General features: G+C 35.3%; 16 protein-coding genes. 13 read left to right on the forward strand and 3 right to left on the reverse strand.

Going from position 1 to position 18,314, the window contains the following annotated elements; all coding sequences use genetic code 11:
• The first annotated feature begins 1 nt into the window (after position 1).
• The 10 genes from ACTND6_RS01685 (at position 2) to ACTND6_RS01730 (ending at position 11,258) form a co-directional block, all read left to right on the forward strand.
• Positions 2 to 706: an ABC transporter ATP-binding protein gene (locus tag ACTND6_RS01685; protein WP_441021384.1), complete on the forward strand. Its 705-nt coding sequence runs from the start codon at positions 2 to 4 to the stop codon at positions 704 to 706.
• A gap of 5 nt (positions 707 to 711) precedes the next feature.
• Positions 712 to 1,404, forward strand: coding sequence for a CBS domain-containing protein (locus ACTND6_RS01690; RefSeq protein ID WP_441021380.1), 693 nt, complete (start codon positions 712 to 714; stop codon positions 1,402 to 1,404).
• A 102-nt stretch (positions 1,405 to 1,506) separates the two neighbouring features.
• Entirely contained in the window at positions 1,507 to 2,937 is a 1,431-nt protein-coding gene (locus ACTND6_RS01695; RefSeq protein ID WP_441021376.1) for an ROK family protein, read from the forward strand.
• A 51-nt stretch (positions 2,938 to 2,988) separates the two neighbouring features.
• Positions 2,989 to 3,423 carry a hypothetical protein gene (locus ACTND6_RS01700; RefSeq protein WP_441021373.1) on the forward strand — a complete coding sequence of 145 codons (435 nt, stop codon included), beginning with the start codon at positions 2,989 to 2,991 and terminating at the stop codon, positions 3,421 to 3,423.
• A 57-nt stretch (positions 3,424 to 3,480) separates the two neighbouring features.
• Positions 3,481 to 5,139, forward strand: coding sequence for an arginine--tRNA ligase (gene argS / locus ACTND6_RS01705; protein WP_441021369.1), 1,659 nt, complete (start codon positions 3,481 to 3,483; stop codon positions 5,137 to 5,139).
• Between the two features lie 117 nt (positions 5,140 to 5,256).
• Positions 5,257 to 5,928 (forward strand): DUF5680 domain-containing protein, encoded by a 672-nt coding sequence (locus ACTND6_RS01710; RefSeq protein ID WP_441021367.1) that lies wholly within the window; start codon positions 5,257 to 5,259, stop codon positions 5,926 to 5,928.
• 168 nt (positions 5,929 to 6,096) lie between these two features.
• Entirely contained in the window at positions 6,097 to 6,357 is a 261-nt protein-coding gene (locus ACTND6_RS01715) for a transposase (RefSeq protein WP_441021477.1), read from the forward strand.
• Between the two features lie 145 nt (positions 6,358 to 6,502).
• On the forward strand, positions 6,503 to 9,607 hold the full coding sequence (locus ACTND6_RS01720; protein ID WP_441021363.1) for a sulfatase-like hydrolase/transferase: 3,105 nt from the start codon (positions 6,503 to 6,505) through the stop codon (positions 9,605 to 9,607).
• Positions 9,607 to 10,524 carry a diacylglycerol/lipid kinase family protein gene (locus ACTND6_RS01725; RefSeq protein ID WP_441021361.1) on the forward strand — a complete coding sequence of 306 codons (918 nt, stop codon included), beginning with the start codon at positions 9,607 to 9,609 and terminating at the stop codon, positions 10,522 to 10,524. The genes ACTND6_RS01720 and ACTND6_RS01725 overlap by 1 nt, the downstream gene beginning before the upstream one ends.
• Before the next feature lie 104 nt (positions 10,525 to 10,628).
• Positions 10,629 to 11,258, forward strand: coding sequence for a hypothetical protein (locus tag ACTND6_RS01730; protein WP_441021356.1), 630 nt, complete (start codon positions 10,629 to 10,631; stop codon positions 11,256 to 11,258).
• Here the strand turns inward: ACTND6_RS01730 and ACTND6_RS01735 are convergent.
• The gene (locus ACTND6_RS01735; protein ID WP_441021353.1) at positions 11,249 to 11,689 is read right to left on the reverse strand and encodes a GNAT family N-acetyltransferase; all 441 of its coding nucleotides are present in this window, start codon (positions 11,687 to 11,689) and stop codon (positions 11,249 to 11,251) included. The two genes, ACTND6_RS01730 and ACTND6_RS01735, sit on opposite strands and share 10 nt — an antisense overlap.
• Positions 11,690 to 11,756: 67 nt before the next feature.
• On the opposite strand from ACTND6_RS01735, the gene ACTND6_RS01740 reads away from it, so the two are divergent.
• The 3 genes from ACTND6_RS01740 to gdhA all read left to right on the forward strand — a co-directional run bounded on the left by ACTND6_RS01740 (position 11,757) and on the right by gdhA (position 16,070).
• Positions 11,757 to 13,997, forward strand: coding sequence for an alpha-galactosidase (locus ACTND6_RS01740; protein WP_441021350.1), 2,241 nt, complete (start codon positions 11,757 to 11,759; stop codon positions 13,995 to 13,997).
• Positions 13,984 to 14,580 carry an L-threonylcarbamoyladenylate synthase gene (locus tag ACTND6_RS01745; RefSeq protein WP_441021348.1) on the forward strand — a complete coding sequence of 199 codons (597 nt, stop codon included), beginning with the start codon at positions 13,984 to 13,986 and terminating at the stop codon, positions 14,578 to 14,580. Before ACTND6_RS01740 ends, ACTND6_RS01745 begins: the two co-directional genes overlap by 14 nt.
• Positions 14,581 to 14,723: 143 nt before the next feature.
• On the forward strand, positions 14,724 to 16,070 hold the full coding sequence (gene gdhA / locus ACTND6_RS01750) for an NADP-specific glutamate dehydrogenase (RefSeq protein ID WP_178176367.1): 1,347 nt from the start codon (positions 14,724 to 14,726) through the stop codon (positions 16,068 to 16,070).
• A gap of 45 nt (positions 16,071 to 16,115) precedes the next feature.
• Here the strand turns inward: gdhA and ACTND6_RS01755 are convergent, their stop codons facing one another.
• Positions 16,116 to 17,564, reverse strand: coding sequence for a glycosyltransferase family 39 protein (locus ACTND6_RS01755; protein ID WP_441021342.1), 1,449 nt, complete (start codon positions 17,562 to 17,564; stop codon positions 16,116 to 16,118).
• A 70-nt stretch (positions 17,565 to 17,634) separates the two neighbouring features.
• A complete protein-coding gene (locus ACTND6_RS01760) occupies positions 17,635 to 18,285 on the reverse strand; it encodes a DUF2812 domain-containing protein (RefSeq protein ID WP_178176371.1) in 651 nt (216 codons plus the stop codon).
• Positions 18,286 to 18,314: the final 29 nt, after the last annotated feature.

An 18,314-nucleotide genomic window follows, 5' to 3' on the forward strand; every position in this document is an offset into this window, starting at 1 on the left:
TATGCTGAAAATTGAAAATTTAGTTGTACGCTATGGCATGATTGAAGCCATTAAAGGAATCTCTTTCCATGTTGATGATGGAGAAATCGTTACTTTGATTGGTTCTAATGGTGCTGGTAAAACCACGACAATGCATGCAATCAGTGGATTGTTAAAACCAGCAAGTGGTTCTATTACATTAGATGGAAAAGATTTGATTAAAACACCTTCTCACAAGATCGTAACGGATGGCTTAGCGCAGGTTCCAGAAGGAAGACGTGTATTTGCAGAACAGTCTGTAAAAGAAAATTTATTGCTGGGTGCATATTTTAGAAAAGATAAGCAGGAAATTGAAAAAGATCTTGCCTATGTATATGACTTGTTTCCTCGTTTGAAAGAAAGAGAAAAACAGCTGGCTGGTACATTGTCTGGTGGTGAACAACAGATGCTTGCCATGGGACGTGCATTGATGTCTCGTCCAAAGATTCTTTTACTTGACGAACCTTCTATGGGATTGTCACCTTTACTTGTAAAAGAAATCTTTAGAATTATTCAAGATATCAATAAGCGTGGTACAACAATTCTTCTTGTTGAACAGAATGCAAAAATGGCATTAGGTATTGCTGATCGCGCATATGTTTTAGAAATTGGTAAAATAGTATTAGAAGGAACTGGCGAAGAGCTTGCTGCCAGTGAACGTGTAAGAAAAGCTTATCTTGGAGGATAATAATTATGTATGTAAAAGATCATATGACGAAAAAACCTGTTACAGTAACACCAGATACATCTGTATCTACAGTATTGGATATCATGCAGAAAGGACATTTCCATCGTGTTCCAGTTGTTGATGGAAATGGTGTATTGAAAGGTTTGATTACAGAAGGTGTTGTTACAGAAGCTTCTGGACAGAATACAACGTCTTTGTCTATCTTTGAATTGAACTATCTTCTTTCTAGAACAAGTGTTGCAGATATCATGATCAAAAATGTTAAGACAGTTACAGAAGATCAGTTTGTTGAACAGGCAGCACAAGTGATGCTGGATGCAGAGATTAATGTATTGCCAGTTGTAGATGAAGCAAACAAAGTTATTGGTATCATTACAGAAAAGGATATTTTCAAGACTTTTGTTGATCTTCTTGGGTTAAAACATCAAGGAACAAAGTTTGTAATCAAGATGGAAAATAAGCCTGGCTTGCTCGCAAAAGCAGCAAAGCTGCTTGCAGATAATGATGCAAATGTAGAAGCACTTGGTGTTTATCAGAATGATGAAAGAGGTGCTGAATTCTTTGTGAAGGCTACAGGTGCAATTGAAGTTGAAGCAATGACTAAGATTCTCAAAGAGAATGATATGAATGTTGTGGCAATTGTACAGACAACAAATGAAGGGAATACTGTTTTCTACGACCCTTCTAAAATTGCATAAGTAACGTTAGGGTATGGAGAAATTCATACTCTTTTTATATGTGCAGCAGTTCATTTGACAAGATGTATGATAGAATTTACCTAAGAAAAGAAGGATAGAAATATGTCTGAATCATTTAATTTTAAGCATTGGGTCCTTCAACAGAATGGACCATACACAATAAGAGAACAAGATGAAGATCATATTCATATTGAGAATGAATATGGACTTTCGGAAGTGAATTTTTATCACTTAGAGGAAGAAGGAGAAATCGTTGAACTTAAGGTGACATGCAAAAAAACAAATATGACGAGGTTCTTTTTGCATTTTCAACCAGTTCATGAGGAACATGCAAAAGATTTATTTCGTGAAATGATTTCATCTCTTTTGTCATTGAAGAACAGCCAGACAACAAAAGTACTTCTTTGTTGTTCAGCGGGTATGACAACTTCTTTCTTTGCTGAAAAGCTGAATGAAGTCGCAAGAATGAATGCATTGGATTATGATTTTTCAGCAGTTGGTGTACAGGAAGTATATGCGCACGCCAAGGATTATGATGTAGTTTTAGTTGCACCACAGGTTGGATATGAAGAAGCAAGATTGAAAAGAAGTATCGTAGATAAACTTATATTGAAAATACCTACGCAATTATTTGCAAGCTATGATGCAGCTGGATGTTTAGAATTTGTTAGAAATGAAGTGAATGCATTCTTTCAAACGAAAAAAAAGAAAGCATCGAACTGCTGCAAATGTAATAAATCGGATATTGGAAAAGTATTAATCATCTCGACTGCACCAGGTGAGGATAATACAATCATTCATTACCGAATTTATGAAAATGGTGAAATTATATTGGATCGTCGCGTATTGAAAAAAACGTTGGATCTTGAAGATATTGATGACATTATTGATACGCAGGTTTGTCAAAATACAGCGACGCCATTTAAAGCAATTAGTATTGCTTTGCCAGGAATTGTTCAAGATGGAAAATTAGATTTACCAAAAACAAAAAGTGTAAATCTGCAAGGAGAGAAAAGTAATTTCTTTAATATTCAGAAATATTATGAAGACTGTGCTGGGGTACCAGTGAGAATCGAAAATAATGCAAATTGTGCAGCATATGGATGGTATACAAATCAAAGTAAGTATCAAACAGTTTGCTTGATGTCCCAGCCAGCTGGATGGCTGATAGGTGGTCAAGGAATCGTTGTGAATGGAAAACTGATCCGAGGATCACATGGAATTACAGGAGAAATACGTTATCTTCTAAATCAAATGAGTTATGAAACACCTCTTTCCATCGATCCGTATAATGTAAAAGTAATGCGTGAAATTACTGGGAAAGCGTTACTTGCGAATATATCTATACTTGATCCTGAAGTGATTATTGTTCGCAATGATATGCTTTTGGATGTAGAAGAAATCAAAGAAGAATTAGAAAAGTATTTACCTGCATCTAGAATTCCAGAAATCATTCATATGGATGATTTTAATGATTATGTTATGGCAGGACAAGAAAGGCTGCTGAAGGAATATATTGAAGCAAATAAATAGTATTGATTTACAATATGCTATAATGGCAAGGTTTAAATAGGAGATGAACAAATGAGTAATTTTGGGGATTATATCTTTTGTGCAATGGATTTGATTATTATCTTACTTTTGATTCAATGGGTAAAAGTGAGTAAACTTGTCAAAATAGAGGCAAAAGCAGGAAATAAATTTGTATTTTCTGCGATGTTCTATCTTGTTGCGGCGTTGAGCTTCTTTCAATATGAAGGTGTACTTCGCTACATACAGACAATTTCTTTAATTATTATTGGAACGCTGTTCTACTTTGTGAAGAGTGGAATTAGTGAAAAAGGTATTATCATGACAGGTGTTTTGAGTGACTGGAAAAAATGTGGAAAGATCAAAATGAACTACACTGATGGCTGTGTTTCTTTTCAGGGAAAGACAAGACCTGTAAAATTGTACTTTGAGAAAGATCAATTGAATGCGGTCAGAGATATCTTGAATCATTCGAATAAAAAGAAGTAGGAATCAATACGCATTTTGTTATAATAATTAGGCGTTTAGAAGGAAGAATAAGAAAATATGAGTGATATTAGTGTAAAAATTTGTGATGTGATTAAGCAATCTGTAAATGAAGCATTTTCTTTAGAAGTAGAAGATCAGATGGTCATGGTTGAAAGACCAAGAGACCCAAAGATGGGAGACTATAGTACAAATATCGCAATGAGACTTGCAAAGAGTCTTCATAAAAAACCAGCAGATATTGCAAATGAACTGATTGAAGTATTAAAGAAGAATCTTACAGAAGCAAGTGAAGTGAGCGTTGCTGGACCTGGATTTATCAACTTTAAGATTAATGAATCTGCTTTATCTGCATGTATCAACCAAATCATTGATGCTGGTAAGGACTATGGTAAGAGTGAATTTGGAAAACATGAAAAGCTGCTTGTAGAATACGTTTCAGCAAATCCTACAGGTGATTTACATTGTGGTCATGCACGTGGTGCTGCATGGGGCGATGCTTTATGCAGAATTTTAAGTGAAGCTGGATTTGATGTTACTCGTGAATACTATGTAAATGATGCGGGTAATCAGATTGATATGCTCGCAGAAAGTATGTATTCAAGATACTGTGAATTGTTTGGTGTGGAATATCCTTTACCTGAAAATGGATATCATGCACAGGATATTGTTGAAGTTGCTAAGAAAATCAAGGAATTAGATGGCGATAAATGGTTGAATAAGGATCGTTCAGAATGGGTTGAATACTTCAAGGATGAAGGTATTGAAATGAAGCTGGATGCAATCCGTAAAGATCTGGATCTATTCAGAGTACATTTTGATTCCTGGATGCATGAACGTTTCTTCTATCAGGACAATGCTGCTAGAATCAACCAGTGCATCGAAAGCTTGAAACAGAAGGGCTTAACATATGAAAAGGATGGAGCTTTGTGGTTCCAGTCTACAAAGTTTGGTGATGACAAGGACCGTGTATTGAAGAAGAATACAGGTTTATTAACATATTTGACACCAGATATCGCAAACCATGTATATAAGTTTGAAAGAGGATATGATACTTTAATCAACTTATGGGGTGCAGATCATCATTCCTATGTAAAGAGAATGAAGTGTTCTTTAGAAGCTTTAGGATACAATTCTGATAAGATGCTTGTTGATTTGATCCAGATGGTACGTATGGTTTCTAATGGTGAAGAAGTAAAGATGAGTAAGAGAACTGGTAACGCAATTACTATTCGTGAACTTTGCGAAGACGTAGGTGTGGATGCTGCTAGATGGTTCTTCGTTTCTAAGGAATTAAATACACAGATGGATTTTGATATGGATCTTGCAAAGCAGAAGAATAATGATAACCCTGTTTACTATGTTCAGTATGCATATACAAGAATGTATAATATCCTCCACAAGGAAGGTACACCTGCATTTGAAAAGAAGGATTCCTATACATTATTGACAGATCCTAAGGAAATTGCTTTATTAAAGCAGATCAGTGAATTTCCTAAGAAGGTAGAAGATGCTGCTAAGTTTAGAGCAGTCAATAGAATCTGTCAGTACTGTCATGATTTAGCAAAGGCATTCCATTCTTACTACAACTCCTGCAGAGTATCTGATCCAGCAAATCCTGAATTAACAAATGAAAGACTGGGTCTTGTGAATGCATGTATGGTTACAATGGCAAATGCATTAGACTTGATTGGTGTTTCTGCTCCAGAAAAAATGTAATTATTAAAAAGCAACTGCGGTTGCTTTTTTTATATAATTCAAGTAGCGAAAACGCAACTCTTTGTGTATGGGATATACATGAATTTATACTTACAATACTTGTGGAGGGTATGATATATGATATTTTCAGAGAAATTACAATTTATACGTAAAAATCATGGATTTACACAAGAAGAACTTGCAGGAAAATTAAATGTGTCTAGGCAGGCCGTCGCAAAATGGGAATCGGGACAAGTATATCCTGATATTTTTAATCTGATTCAAATCAGTAACTTGTTTCATGTTACAGTGGATTACTTAGTGAAAGATCAAGATTGTACAGTACAGTGTACAAATGAAATGAAAACAGATATAGAAAAGCTTATTAGATTTTGTTTAGAAGCAAATAAGAATACATATGCAGCACATATGAATCAAGTAGATTCCACAAGATTAGATTCACATGATTATAGATATAACAATGGTGCATATACATATCATGATACGTATGTTGGCTCAGAAATATTTGCTGGTGAAGAAGGTGTTTGGTATGAAGGAAAAGCACAGTATGCGATGAATTATATTGGACGTGTATTGCACCAGAATTTCAGTGGAGAATTTCTAAAAGAGGCACTATGCCATGCAGATCAGAATATGCCATATAGAGGACCAGAATACTATCAATCTGGAGAGTATACATATAAAACAAAAGTAATAGGGGATATATTCTGGTTTCAAGGATATGAAGAAATATACTGTAAAGATGAAAAAGTATATGAATGTTATTATCATGGTGGAATTATAAAGTAAATAAAAATTATTTTACACTTGGTGAAATGATTTTTTGGCTAAAAAAACCAAGATAGTCTTGGGGCAGGCAAAGCTTTAGCGGAGAGATAATGAAAAATAAATCCTTCTTGCGTATAAATAGTGAGTGGTCTGCAAACTACAAACGAGAATACAAAAGGAGGATTTATAATTTCAAAATATACTAATGACTTACACAGTCTATCACACACGAAATGGAATTGTAAGTATCATGTAGTGTTTGCAACGAAGTATAGAAGAAAAGCATTTTATGACGCAAGAAGGATTGAAGTAGGAAAAAACACGAAAAAGATACAGGAATATATTCAGAATCAGCTGAAGGAGGATCAAACAGCTGAGCAGCTAGAACTGGAGATGGAAGATCCGTTTACGGGGAATAAATGTACGCCGCAGACCACATTAGCGCTGTAAGGTACAACTTTGAGAGCAGGGCTATGCCCGAAACTGAAAAACCACCGGCTAGACCGGTAGATATTTATTTAGACAATGCATTTGATGTGTAATTTACATGAAATTTTCATTTTATTGACGCATTAAAATCAGTATAATGTAACGTATGGTAAATAAAAACAGAAATCTCAAAAAGCAAAGTCATTCACGTTATAGTTTGAAAAAAGGAAAAAGACCTGCAGGTCTACACTCTCAATATGTGGTTATTAATGCAGATAAAAATACAGAAAAGAAAGTGGATATAAAACCAGTTGTACATAAAGAAACTGATTTTATTCCAAGAGAAGAAAAGAAAAAACCGCTGTTGAGACGTTTTCAAATGCGTCAGAAAGATATTGAAGCAAAAAAACTACGTGAAAAGAAAATAGAAAAAGCTAGTCGGAATTTAGAAAAAGCGAAAACAACATATGCTCTTGTGAAGAGTGATTATGTGGATAACAAAGATGACATTAAGTCTAAGATCAAACAGCTGAAGCAGGATGCCAAGCAGCAAAAGAAGGCTTTGAAAGAAGCTAAGAAGAGCTTGAAAGCATCAAAAAAAGAAATGAAACTGTCTAGTAAAAAACATTTAGGTGTTTTTACTAGTGTATTAGCTGTTCTTCTTTTTGCGATTTCAACATTGTTATATTTTGTTGTGCAATGGCTGATTAGAACATGGCCAAACCTGAAGATGGATGAGTTGATGTATGAGGCAACTGCTCCACTTGAAGGAACAGGTTCTAATATGATTGATGCTTTTATTCAGCAGGCAGTTGTTCCTATGGCAATTGTGGTAGTTATCGCAATCATTGTCATTGTGATACTTACAAAAGCGGGTACTTTATTTAGACGACTCGGAAAATCAATTCTTGTGGTTGTATCTTGTATTTGTGTGGGAATTGCAGGTACAACATTCTGGAATCATCTGGATGTTGGAACATATGTGGAAAATCAGACGACAACATCTGATTTTATCAAAGATGAATATGTAGACCCTTCAAAGACACAGTTAACATTCCCTGAAAAGAAAAGAAATTTAATTTATATCTATTGTGAATCTATGGAAATGAGCTTTGCGGATCAGGCAAATGGTGGTGCAAGAGATGAAAATGTCATTCCTAGATTGACAGCACTGGCGGAAGAAAATGAAGATTTTTCTGGTACAGATAATTCACAGTTAAATGGTGGATATTCTATGCCTTCTACGACTTGGACAATGGGTGGTATTTTTGCGGCAACTGCAGGACTGACATTACAGACAGATGTTGGTCGTAATACAATGTCTACGCAATCTACATTCTTCCCAGGCATTACAGCACTTGGTGATATTTTAGAAAATGCTGGATATAATCAGACATTCTCTTGTGGTTCTCCAGTTTCATTTGGCGGTAGAGAATTATACTTGCAGGAACATGGAAACTATACATTCCACGACTATGAATATGCACAGGCAAATGGAATTATTCCACGTGGTTATTATGTATGGTGGGGCTTTGAAGATGCACGCTTGTTTGAGATGGCAAAGAATGACATTACAAATATGGCAAGCAGTGGTCAGCCATTTAACTATACATTATTAACGGTAGATACACATTTTGAAGACGGATATCTGGATTCTTCTGCAGAAAATAAATTTAACGATCACTACTCTAATGTTTTCTTCCATTCTGATAAGCAGGTAACTGAATTTGTGGATTGGTGTAAGACACAGCCTTGGTATGATAATACAACAATTGTTATTTCTGGTGACCATCCAACAATGGATTCTGACTATATGGAAAATATTGATCCAGAATATCAAAGAAGAGTGTATACATGTTATATCAATTCAGCTGTATCTGTTGAAAACAATACAAAGAGAACATTTACAACATTTGATAACTTTCCTACAACTTTGGCTGCTTTGGGTGTTCAAATAGATGGAGATCGTTTAGGTCTTGGTACAAATTTATTTTCATCAAAACAAACATTAACTGAACAATATGGTTTAGATAAAGAAAAAGGTGAACTGAATAAGAAGAGTACATTCATGTCTGAATTGAGTGGAAATGATGTATCGAATGAAGAGTTCCAGGAATATTTGAATAAAGAAGGTATTCGTTCATCTGTTGTTTATTTACAGAGTTATGATTCTGAGGCAAAGACTGCTACGTTATCTGTAGATGATATTTTCTATACAGGTGGAAATATTGACTATGTTTCCGTTGAAGTAACACATTCAGATGGATCAAGACAGAAAGTGAAGGCAACGCATAATAAGTCAGATGGCAGATATGATGCGGTGATTGATGTATCCAATGGTGGTATTGAATACCAGACAATTTCTGTAGATGCACATATTCGTATTGATAACTCCGATGCTTTGAAGACACAGAATATTTATCAATATTCTGGAAATCTGGCTGTGATTCCGTGTGAAGATAATCTTCTGCAGCAGACACTGCATAGTGCAAGTGCATTAGATCAAAGAAGATATGCAATCTTTGTAACAACACAAGGTGATGCACTTGCTCAAATGACGGAAGCAGAAAAACAAGAATTGATTGATTTAGGTATTCCACAGACTTTCTTTGATGAAGGTGAAAATACTCGCTATGCGGTGTTATCTAAGGGTACAACAGTCCTCAAGGAAGGCATTGGCTATATCCGTGACAGTGGTGAATTAGCAAATGGAACGGGATATACAATTTCTAGTGCGGATTCTGATGGCAGTTATGCGACAATTACAGTTGGCAACAACTGGCAGAACTTAACGAACTATCGTGATGGTGTGCATGTTGTAATATATGATATGCAGGCAGGAAGTGTTGTTGGCAAGTGCGATTTCAATACGGCTGAAAAACCATGGAATGCACAGTTGTATACAACATATGATGAAGAAGCAGATACATTAACATTCCACGCAGATGGTGCAGTGAATGCAGCTGGTGGACAGTTAGATGTTGAAGTTGTTGTGTGGGATAAGTCTGATATCAATGACAAGCTTGAGATTGGCATGTCTTCTTCAAATAACTCTGAATGGTCTGTTACAATTGATCGTGATGATAAAGATATTAAGAATCTATATGCAGTTTGCTATTTGAGAAGCAGACAGTCGAACTGGCATAGAGTAGATGAAGGAAAAGTATCTGATTTGATTGAGAAGGGTTTATTGATGACACCTGTAGAAATCAGCGAAAATACAACAAATACACAAAATAACGAAGCTGTACTACAAGAGGGAGAACAGTAATGGATAGAAAGAAACTATTAATGATCTATAACCAGAAAGCTGGTATTTCTGGAAGTATGAATGATTTGTTTCAATGTATTGAGTATTTAAGTGTACATGGGTATGAAGTTACAATTTTTCCAGTGGTTCCTAAGAAGGGATTAACTTGTGAATCTATCTTAGAGAAATCTAAGGGGAAATATGATCAATATTTCATCTGTGGTGGAGATGGAACATTGAATCATGCAACAAATGGTATGATTGCCAATGATTTACATGCACCAATCAGCTATGCTCCAGTTGGTTCAACAAATGACTTTTCTAAGAGCCTTTATGGCAATAGAAATCATTCCTTCAAAGATATTTGTAGATTCATTACACATGGAGAACCATTCTCATTTGATGTAGGGAAATTTAACGACAGTTACTTTAACTATGTTGCGGGATTTGGGGTATTCCCATCTGTTTCTTATACAACACCACAAGATATGAAAAATCGTTTGGGATATGTTGCGTATGTATTGAATTTTTTAACAACAATTCCTGGTGGATTGACATATAAGAAACATTGTAAGATTACACATGATGGCATAGTTGATGAAGGTGATTTTATGCTTGGATTGATTACAAACAGTATTTCTGTTGCGGGGACACAGCCAGGCGTAATTAAAAAGAGTTCATTGAATGATGGTGTTTTTGAAGCATTGTTAATTAAAGCAAATCCTTCTCCAATTGATGTTGCGGAAATGATAGCGGCATTTAATAGAAATCGTGATCATTGTAACGGTGTATTAACATTTCAGTTTAAAAAAGCTGCGTTTGAATTTGAAGATGAAGTACCATGGACACTGGATGGTGAAGATGGTGGGAATGTTCAAAATTCTGAAATTAGTGTAATTCCTGAAAGAATTACTGTATTTGTTCCAAAGAAAAAATAAGGTCCAGAAATCTGGGCCTTTTTCAATGCAAAAGGTACATGAGCATAATCGTTGTGAAATGTAAGCGTATGCATTATAGTTGAGAAAGAAAGTGAGAAAAACATATGTATATTTACTATCCAAGCTGTAACTTTTCTATTGCTTCACCATCAACTGCGAAAGTAGTGAGAAATCTTTTGAAAGAAAAGATGGTAGTTGCGGGATGCTGCTTAAGAGATCAAAGAGAAATTCATGAAGATGATATTGGCGTTTATTTTTGTCAGCATTGTAGAGAAACCATTGAAAATAAAGTTAAAACAATGAGTCTTTGGGAGTATATTGATTCTCTGGAAGATTTTGAATTTCCAGATTACAACCATGAAAAGATGCTTCTACAAGACTGTTATCGTGATCGAAATCATCCAGAAGTACATCAGGCAGTCAGAAGTATTCTTCAGAAAATGAATGTGGATGTAGTGGAAGCAAAACGCAATAAAGAGAATTCGGTATATTGTGGTACATTGCATTATGAAACAGAAAATCATGCATTGCTTGAAAAATTAAAAGCATATCCAGATGCGAAGATCTCTGAACTTCCATTAGAATTACAAAAAGAACTGATGGAAGATAACTTCGAAGGCGTGGATTTAGATATGCAGATCATTGTTGACTGTAATCGTTGTTTAAAAGGTGTTGAACTAGCTGGAAGAAAAGGCATTCATCTGTTAAACCTTGTAATGAAAAACTACTTGTGATATTGCATCTGTATATGTTCAATGCCATCTTCTAAGAATGGATTACTTGTTTGTTGAAAACCGAGCTTTTCATATAGTGCGCGAGCATATGTCTGTGCTTCAATTGTAATTGTATCAGCATTATACGTATTGATTGCGATAGCAATTGCTTTTTTGACAACCATGGATGCATAGCCTTTGTGTCTTTGTAAAGCTAATACTCTTCCAATCGATGGAGTTGGAAATGTTGTATTTGCGGGAAGTACACGACAATAGGCAAGCAGCTCGTCACAATCATTCAATAATAAAATATGAATAGATACTAAATCATGCATATCTACATCAGGATATGGACAATTCTGTTCAACCACAAATACATCAATTCTAGCTTTGTAGAGTTGATGTATTTCTTTTGGGGTGAGATCGTTAAATGTCTTTATAATATATTTCATAATTGTTTCAAATTATAGCACAAGAGTCAGGAATCTGTAGTACTATGGACAAGAAAGGAATTCACATATGGCAATTATTTTTCACGAACAATCAAAAACGTTTCATTTATACAATCAACAAATCAGTTATATTTTTAAGGTTTTAAAGAATGGATCTTTAGGACAGTTATATTTTGGGAAAAGAATTCATGATAAAGAATGCTTTGATGAACTGTTTGAAATGAGAAAGCGTGGTATGGCACCTTATACATATGAGGGGGATACGTTATTTTCTCTAGAACATATCAAGCAAGAATATCCTGGATTTAATCATGGAGATCTTAGATATCCTGCATTTACAATTACGCATGAAAATGGAAGCACAGTAAATGAATATGTGTATGCGTCCCATAGCATTTATCAAGGAAAGAAATCAATAGAAGGATTACCTTCGACATATGTTGAAAGTGATGGAGAAGCCACAACATTAGAAATCACATTGCATGAGTCTCATACAGATACAGATATGATCTTGTATTATACAATTTATGAAACATATCCTGTGATTTGCAGACATGTTAAATTCATGCATTATGGAAAGCAATCTATTACGCTAGATAGAGCATTATCTGTCTGCCTGGACCTTCCTGATTGTAACTATGAAATGTTAGAACTAACAGGTACATGGTGCAGAGAAAGGCATGTTGAGTGGAGAAAACTTATGCATGGCGTGCAGTCTATTTATTCTATGCGTGGGCATTCTTCACATCAATATAACCCATTCCTCGTATTAAAAAGAGAAAATACAGATGAAAGAAGTGGAGAAGCATATGCTTGTTCACTTGTATATAGTGGTTCATTTCTTGGACAGGTAGAAGTTGATAATCATAACGTTACAAGAATGACAATGGGTATTCATCCAGATCAATTTGAATGGACATTACAGCAAGGAGAAAGCTTTGTGACACCAGAAGCTGTTCTGGCATATAGTGAAAATGGAATGAATGCTTTATCACAAACGTATCATAAACTGTATCAATCTAGACTTGCACGTGGTGTATGGAGAGATAAAGATCGTCCAATTCTAGTGAATAACTGGGAAGCAACGTATATGGATTTTACGGAAGAAAAGCTCATGAATATCGTACATGCGGCAAAAGATGCTGGTATTGAATTGTTTGTTCTGGATGATGGCTGGTTTGGAAAAAGAAATGATGATCATGCGGGATTAGGTGACTGGTTCTGTAATATGGAAAAACTGCCATGTGGAATCAATGGTTTATCTAGAAAAGTACATGAAGAAGGTATGATGTTTGGGTTATGGATTGAACCTGAAATGGTGAATAAAGATAGTGACTTGTATCGAATGCATCCAGACTGGGTGATGAATGATCCAGAATATCATTGTTGTCATGGAAGAAATCAATATGTATTGGACTTTTCTAGAAAAGAAGTTGTAGATGCAATTTATGAAATGCTGGATCGTGTTTTAGAAAAAGCTGATGTGGATTATATCAAATGGGATATGAATCGCAGTATGTCGGAAGTGTATTCTAATTGTGCACCTCAGCAAGGTAGAGTTGTGCATGCATATATTCTAGGGGTATATCGTCTGTATGAAATGTTATTGAAGAAGTATCCAAATATCCTGTTTGAATCTTGCAGCAGCGGCGGTGCTAGATTTGATGCGGGAATGCTGTATTATGCGCCACAATGCTGGTGTTCAGATGATACGGATGCAGTGGAAAGAATGATGATCCAGTATGGTACTTCATTTGCCTATCCAATCAGCAGTATTGGTGCACACGTTTCTGCCTGCCCAAATCATCAGTTAAAGAGAATGACACCGTTGAATACAAGATTCAATGTTGCCTGCTTTGGGGCTTTTGGTTATGAAATGGATCTTTCAAAGCTAAGCAAGGAAGAAACAGAAGAAATCAAACAACAAGTGATATTTATGAAACAATATCGTCATTTGATTCAATATGGAACATTCTATCGTCTTGTGAGTCCGTTTGAAGGAAATACAATGGCATGGATGGTTGTTTCTAGTGATCAGAAACATGCAATTGTTGGATATTATAAGATCCTGCAAAGTGTTATGGCACCATTTCAACGTCTTTATCTACAGGGATTAGATCCAGACAAGAAGTATCGAATCAATGCCTCTAAAGAAGGATTGTATGGGGATGAGCTGATGAGTTGTGGAATGGTTGTGAGTGATGCATCATGTGGTGAGAATGAAGAAGTGTATAATGGTAGAAATGGTGATTTTCAATCCCGTTTGTATGTATTAGAAAGTGAAGATGAAAGTGATGAAAAGATTTAAAGAAAATGATATTCATGCGATGGTGGAAATATTAGAAAAGGATGGTACATTGTCTGTCCCTACAGATACAGTATATGGTGTGTGCTGCAGATATGATCATGAAGCAGCACAAGAGAAGCTGAGAGATGTGAAAAAGCGTCCGGCAACTAAAGCTTTTCCAATCATGTGTGCTGATGAAGAACAAATCAAAACAATTTGTGATGTGGATGAAAGAAGTGAAAAACTGATTCGTGCATTTATGCCTGGTCCAGTAACTTTGATTCTGCCAAAAAAGAATAGTGTTCCTTTTTATGTGAATGGTGGTATGCCTACACTTGCTATACGCATGGCAACAAGTGAACCACTGAAAGAATTGATTCAAACATTAGGCAGTCCTGTCTTTATGACAAGTGCAAACCAGTCTGGAGAAGAAGTTTGTACAAATCTGGATGAAATTGAAAATCATTGTCCACTATTGGATGGTATGATGGAAGGTAACGTATCCTTTGGAGAAGCAAGTACAATTATTGACTGTACAAAAGAGGAGATACAGATTTTAAGACAAGGTCCTGTTACGATGGAACAGATCCAGGAAGTTCTATAAAATGAAAATTTTTCAAAGAGATGCAAAAATCAAATAAATTCTTTCATTTTTAGTTTTTGTATTCTTTTATAGATTTTATCAACGTTGTAAAATATTTTCGTTGAAAAATCAAAGAAGTACTTTGATAGAAGGAGAATGAATTCATGAGTACATATGTAGATCGCGTAATCGAAGAAACAAGAAAAAAGAATCCAGATCAGCCTGAATTCTTACAGACAGTAACAGAAGTGCTAACTTCTGTTGCACCTGTTGTGGATGCACATCCAGAATATGAGAAAGCTGCATTACTTGAAAGACTCGTAGAACCAGAAAGACAAGTTATGTTCCGTGTAGCCTGGGTTGATGATGAAGGAAAACCACATGTTAATCGTGGATACCGTATTCAGTTTAATGGAGCACTTGGCCCATATAAGGGTGGTTTGAGATTCCATCCAACTGTAAATCTTTCTATTTTGAAATTCCTGGGATTTGAACAGGTATTCAAAAACTCATTAACAACATTGCCAATTGGTGGTGGTAAAGGTGGAAGTGACTTTGATCCACATGGTAAGAGTGATGCTGAAATCATGAGATTCTGCCAGGCATTTATGACAGAACTTCAAAGACATATTGGTCCTAATACTGATGTACCTGCTGGTGATATTGGTGTTGGTGGAAGAGAAATTGGATATCTCTTTGGTCAATATAGAAGAGTAAGAGACTCATGGGACAATGGTGTATTGACAGGAAAACCATTGACATATGGCGGATCATTAATTAGACCAGAAGCTACTGGCTATGGTGTTCTATATTATGCGAAAAATGTATTTGCTCATGAAAATGATACACTTGAAGGAAAAACTGTTGTATTGAGTGGATATGGTAACGTTGCCTGGGGTGCTGCTAAGAAGATTGCTGAAATGGGTGGCAAGGCAGTTACAATTTCTGGTCACAATGGATATGTTTATGATCCAGATGGAATCGTAACAGAAGAAAAAATAAACTATCTGCTTGAAATGCGTGCAAGCAAGAATGCAAATGTCAAGATGTATGCTGATAAGTTTGGATGTCAGTTCTTTGAAGGCAAGAAGCCATATGAAGTAAAGGCTGATGTTTATATTCCATGTGCTACACAGAATGAAGTAGGTATGGATGAAGCAAAGCTTATTGTTGATGCTGGTGCGAAGTATTATTTTGAAGGTGCAAATATGCCAGCTACAAATGAAGCTCTTGCATACTTACAGGAACATGGTGTAATTGTTGGACCTGCTAAGGCAGCAAATGCTGGTGGCGTTGCGGTATCTGCTCTTGAAATGTCTCAGAACTCTGAAAGATTGTCTTGGACAAGTGAAGAAGTTGATGCTAAGTTGAATACAATCATGACATCTATTCATGATGAATCTGCAAAGGCAGCTGAAAAGTATGGATTTGGCTATGATTTGATTAAGGGTGCAAACATTGCTGGATTCGTTAAAGTTGCGGATGCAATGATGTCCCAGGGTTTATTCTAAGATATAAAAAAGACATGGAACTTTGAGTAGCTCCATGTTTTTCTTTTACTTTCGCTGATATAGCGAATAAATTCCTGCTTCATCTACAAGCGAGTAGTTTTGCTTGAGAATATCAGCAATACCATCTGTATGTGTATCTGTTAAGATCCATTTTGCTTTGCACGTTTTAAAAGTAGAATAGATCTTTTCTTTTAGTACGACATCATTTGTGGATAATTCATCCTGCAGATAGAAGTATTTGTAACAAGGCATTGCATTTGTTGAAAGATATGTATCTTCCATATTCTTTCCACCATAGAAGATGAGTTTATCATAGTCTTCTGATGGAATCAGCTTCATTAATCCTTCATATCCTTGGTCGATATATATAGAATAGTTTGATGCAGTATAAATAGCGTTTGGGTAATCTTTTAAATAGAGATAGTACATGCTTGTAAACGATACACATCCACATAGAATCATTGTGATTTTAGGGCGTGATTGTAAAGGGAGCAGTGAATAGATACTATTACAAAGGAATACAAGATTCACGATACAGAACATTGAGATGTATGTTGTGAAATTCATTTGTGCAAAGTAGTACGTTTCAATACATCCACAAATTCCCCAGGAAATAGCTTTGAAATATTCTTTTTTGCATAGAAATAAAATTGCAGAAAAGATGAGTGCAATCGCAGCGAAGCGTAAGAAGAATACAAGGTGATAGTAATACGATGTTTTTGTGGCTGAGAAAGTGAGATCTGTATGATATTTATATGCATCATAAATCATTTCACTCAAACAGTTTTGATATTTGAAATAGAGAACAAAAGGCATCGTAATACATAGAAAACCAATGAGAATGCATGAGATAGATAGAAAGAAATCTTTCCACTGCTTTTTTATCAGTATATATGCAAATAGACACATGAGGGGAACATATGCAAGTAAACCAGTGGGTTCACAAAGCACAGTAACACCAATAGAAATGCCATAGAATATGCTATAGAATGAAGGAAATATTTTCTTTTTATGGCTGTATAAAATGAGATAATATGTCCATCCAATCCAGGGAAGCAGGAATTCTTCTGCATGCATTCCATCTGGATAGTTTGTTTTCAACATACATATCGTTAGAAATAAAGTCATACATGTATATGCTCTATTTCTTGTAGCAAGTCGAGAAATAAAATAGACAGATAATAAGAAAAAGAATAGATTGATTATCTGTGGAATAATTATTCCGCCTTTATTTCCATATACAAACTTTGTACCTATGCTTCCAAGCCAATACATCCATGGCCCATTTTCCGCAAATAGATCTTTGTATGGAATGATATCAAAGTACCATCCTCTAGCAATCGTTACGTTAATACACGAATCTGTGCCATTGTAATACCAGCTGAGTGGACTGGTAGAGTGTGAAAATAACAAAATAAATGCGATGGATAATCCAAATGCTAATGTGACTGGCAACCAATGTTCTTTCAATGTTCGATATGTTTGTTCTTTCATGATGAAAATTATACTCCAATTAGAAAATAGTGATCATGAACATAAAAAAGACAGCTTGTTTTTGAAGCTGTCAAATGAAAGTGTTGAAAAGAATATACACAATGATAAAGATAAAGAGTATTTTCTTCGCTGTTTCAAATATTGGAGAAGGAATTTCAACTTCTCTTTTGTAAACAGGTACATAGTTTTCTAAGTTTCTTCTTTTGTTTCTGATTTCAATGAAATCAAGAAATGCATAAACAGGTACAAATAAAATGAATACCATTCCAGTCATACGAATGATAAAAGATGGTGCCTGACGATACCATAAAGGAATCATGCGTGCTGTAACGAAGATATTGATGAGCAGCAGTAGCAATTGTGTTCGGTATGCATTGATTAATGCGGATTCATGTTTTTCTTTTGTATCAAAGTATTCAATGAGTTTTAAACTTTCACATCCAAAATACAGATAGGAACCACACTTTCCACAGTATATAAAACCTCTTTCTTTCATCTTTGCGATGATTTCTTCTTTTGTGCATGCACCATTTTGTGCAAATTCATATTGATCTGTAACGGAATTGACTTGTGTATAGTAATACTGTTTCTCTTCATGTTTGAATTTCGCAAAGAGTGGATTGATGGAAGATAATTGGTTTCCTTTTTTGCTTTCACGATTCAACCATGCGACGATCATTTCACTGTCAGCGTAATCACATGGTAATAATTTGATTGACATAACGAGAAGTCCTTTCATTTTAATATAGT

Origin of the sequence: Bulleidia sp. HCP3S3_C9, assembly GCF_052064035.1 — a bacterium.
Classification (GTDB): domain Bacteria; phylum Bacillota_I; class Bacilli_A; order Erysipelotrichales; family Erysipelotrichaceae; genus Bulleidia.

Bases quoted from the DNA above. Each gene is read 5' to 3' on its own strand.
- ACTND6_RS01685 (WP_441021384.1), top strand. From the start codon at position 2: ATGCTGAAAATTGAAAATTTAGTTGTACGCTATGGCATGATTGAAGCC.
- ACTND6_RS01690 (WP_441021380.1), top strand. From the start codon at position 712: ATGTATGTAAAAGATCATATGACGAAAAAACCTGTTACAGTAACACCA.
- ACTND6_RS01695 (WP_441021376.1), top strand. From the start codon at position 1,507: ATGTCTGAATCATTTAATTTTAAGCATTGGGTCCTTCAACAGAATGGA.
- ACTND6_RS01700 (WP_441021373.1), top strand. From the start codon at position 2,989: ATGAGTAATTTTGGGGATTATATCTTTTGTGCAATGGATTTGATTATT.
- argS (WP_441021369.1), top strand. From the start codon at position 3,481: ATGAGTGATATTAGTGTAAAAATTTGTGATGTGATTAAGCAATCTGTA.
- ACTND6_RS01710 (WP_441021367.1), top strand. From the start codon at position 5,257: ATGATATTTTCAGAGAAATTACAATTTATACGTAAAAATCATGGATTT.
- ACTND6_RS01720 (WP_441021363.1), top strand. From the start codon at position 6,503: ATGGTAAATAAAAACAGAAATCTCAAAAAGCAAAGTCATTCACGTTAT.
- ACTND6_RS01725 (WP_441021361.1), top strand. From the start codon at position 9,607: ATGGATAGAAAGAAACTATTAATGATCTATAACCAGAAAGCTGGTATT.
- ACTND6_RS01730 (WP_441021356.1), top strand. From the start codon at position 10,629: ATGTATATTTACTATCCAAGCTGTAACTTTTCTATTGCTTCACCATCA.
- ACTND6_RS01735 (WP_441021353.1), bottom strand. From the start codon at position 11,689: ATGAAATATATTATAAAGACATTTAACGATCTCACCCCAAAAGAAATA.
- ACTND6_RS01740 (WP_441021350.1), top strand. From the start codon at position 11,757: ATGGCAATTATTTTTCACGAACAATCAAAAACGTTTCATTTATACAAT.
- ACTND6_RS01745 (WP_441021348.1), top strand. From the start codon at position 13,984: ATGAAAAGATTTAAAGAAAATGATATTCATGCGATGGTGGAAATATTA.
- gdhA (WP_178176367.1), top strand. From the start codon at position 14,724: ATGAGTACATATGTAGATCGCGTAATCGAAGAAACAAGAAAAAAGAAT.
- ACTND6_RS01755 (WP_441021342.1), bottom strand. From the start codon at position 17,564: ATGAAAGAACAAACATATCGAACATTGAAAGAACATTGGTTGCCAGTC.
- ACTND6_RS01760 (WP_178176371.1), bottom strand. From the start codon at position 18,285: ATGTCAATCAAATTATTACCATGTGATTACGCTGACAGTGAAATGATC.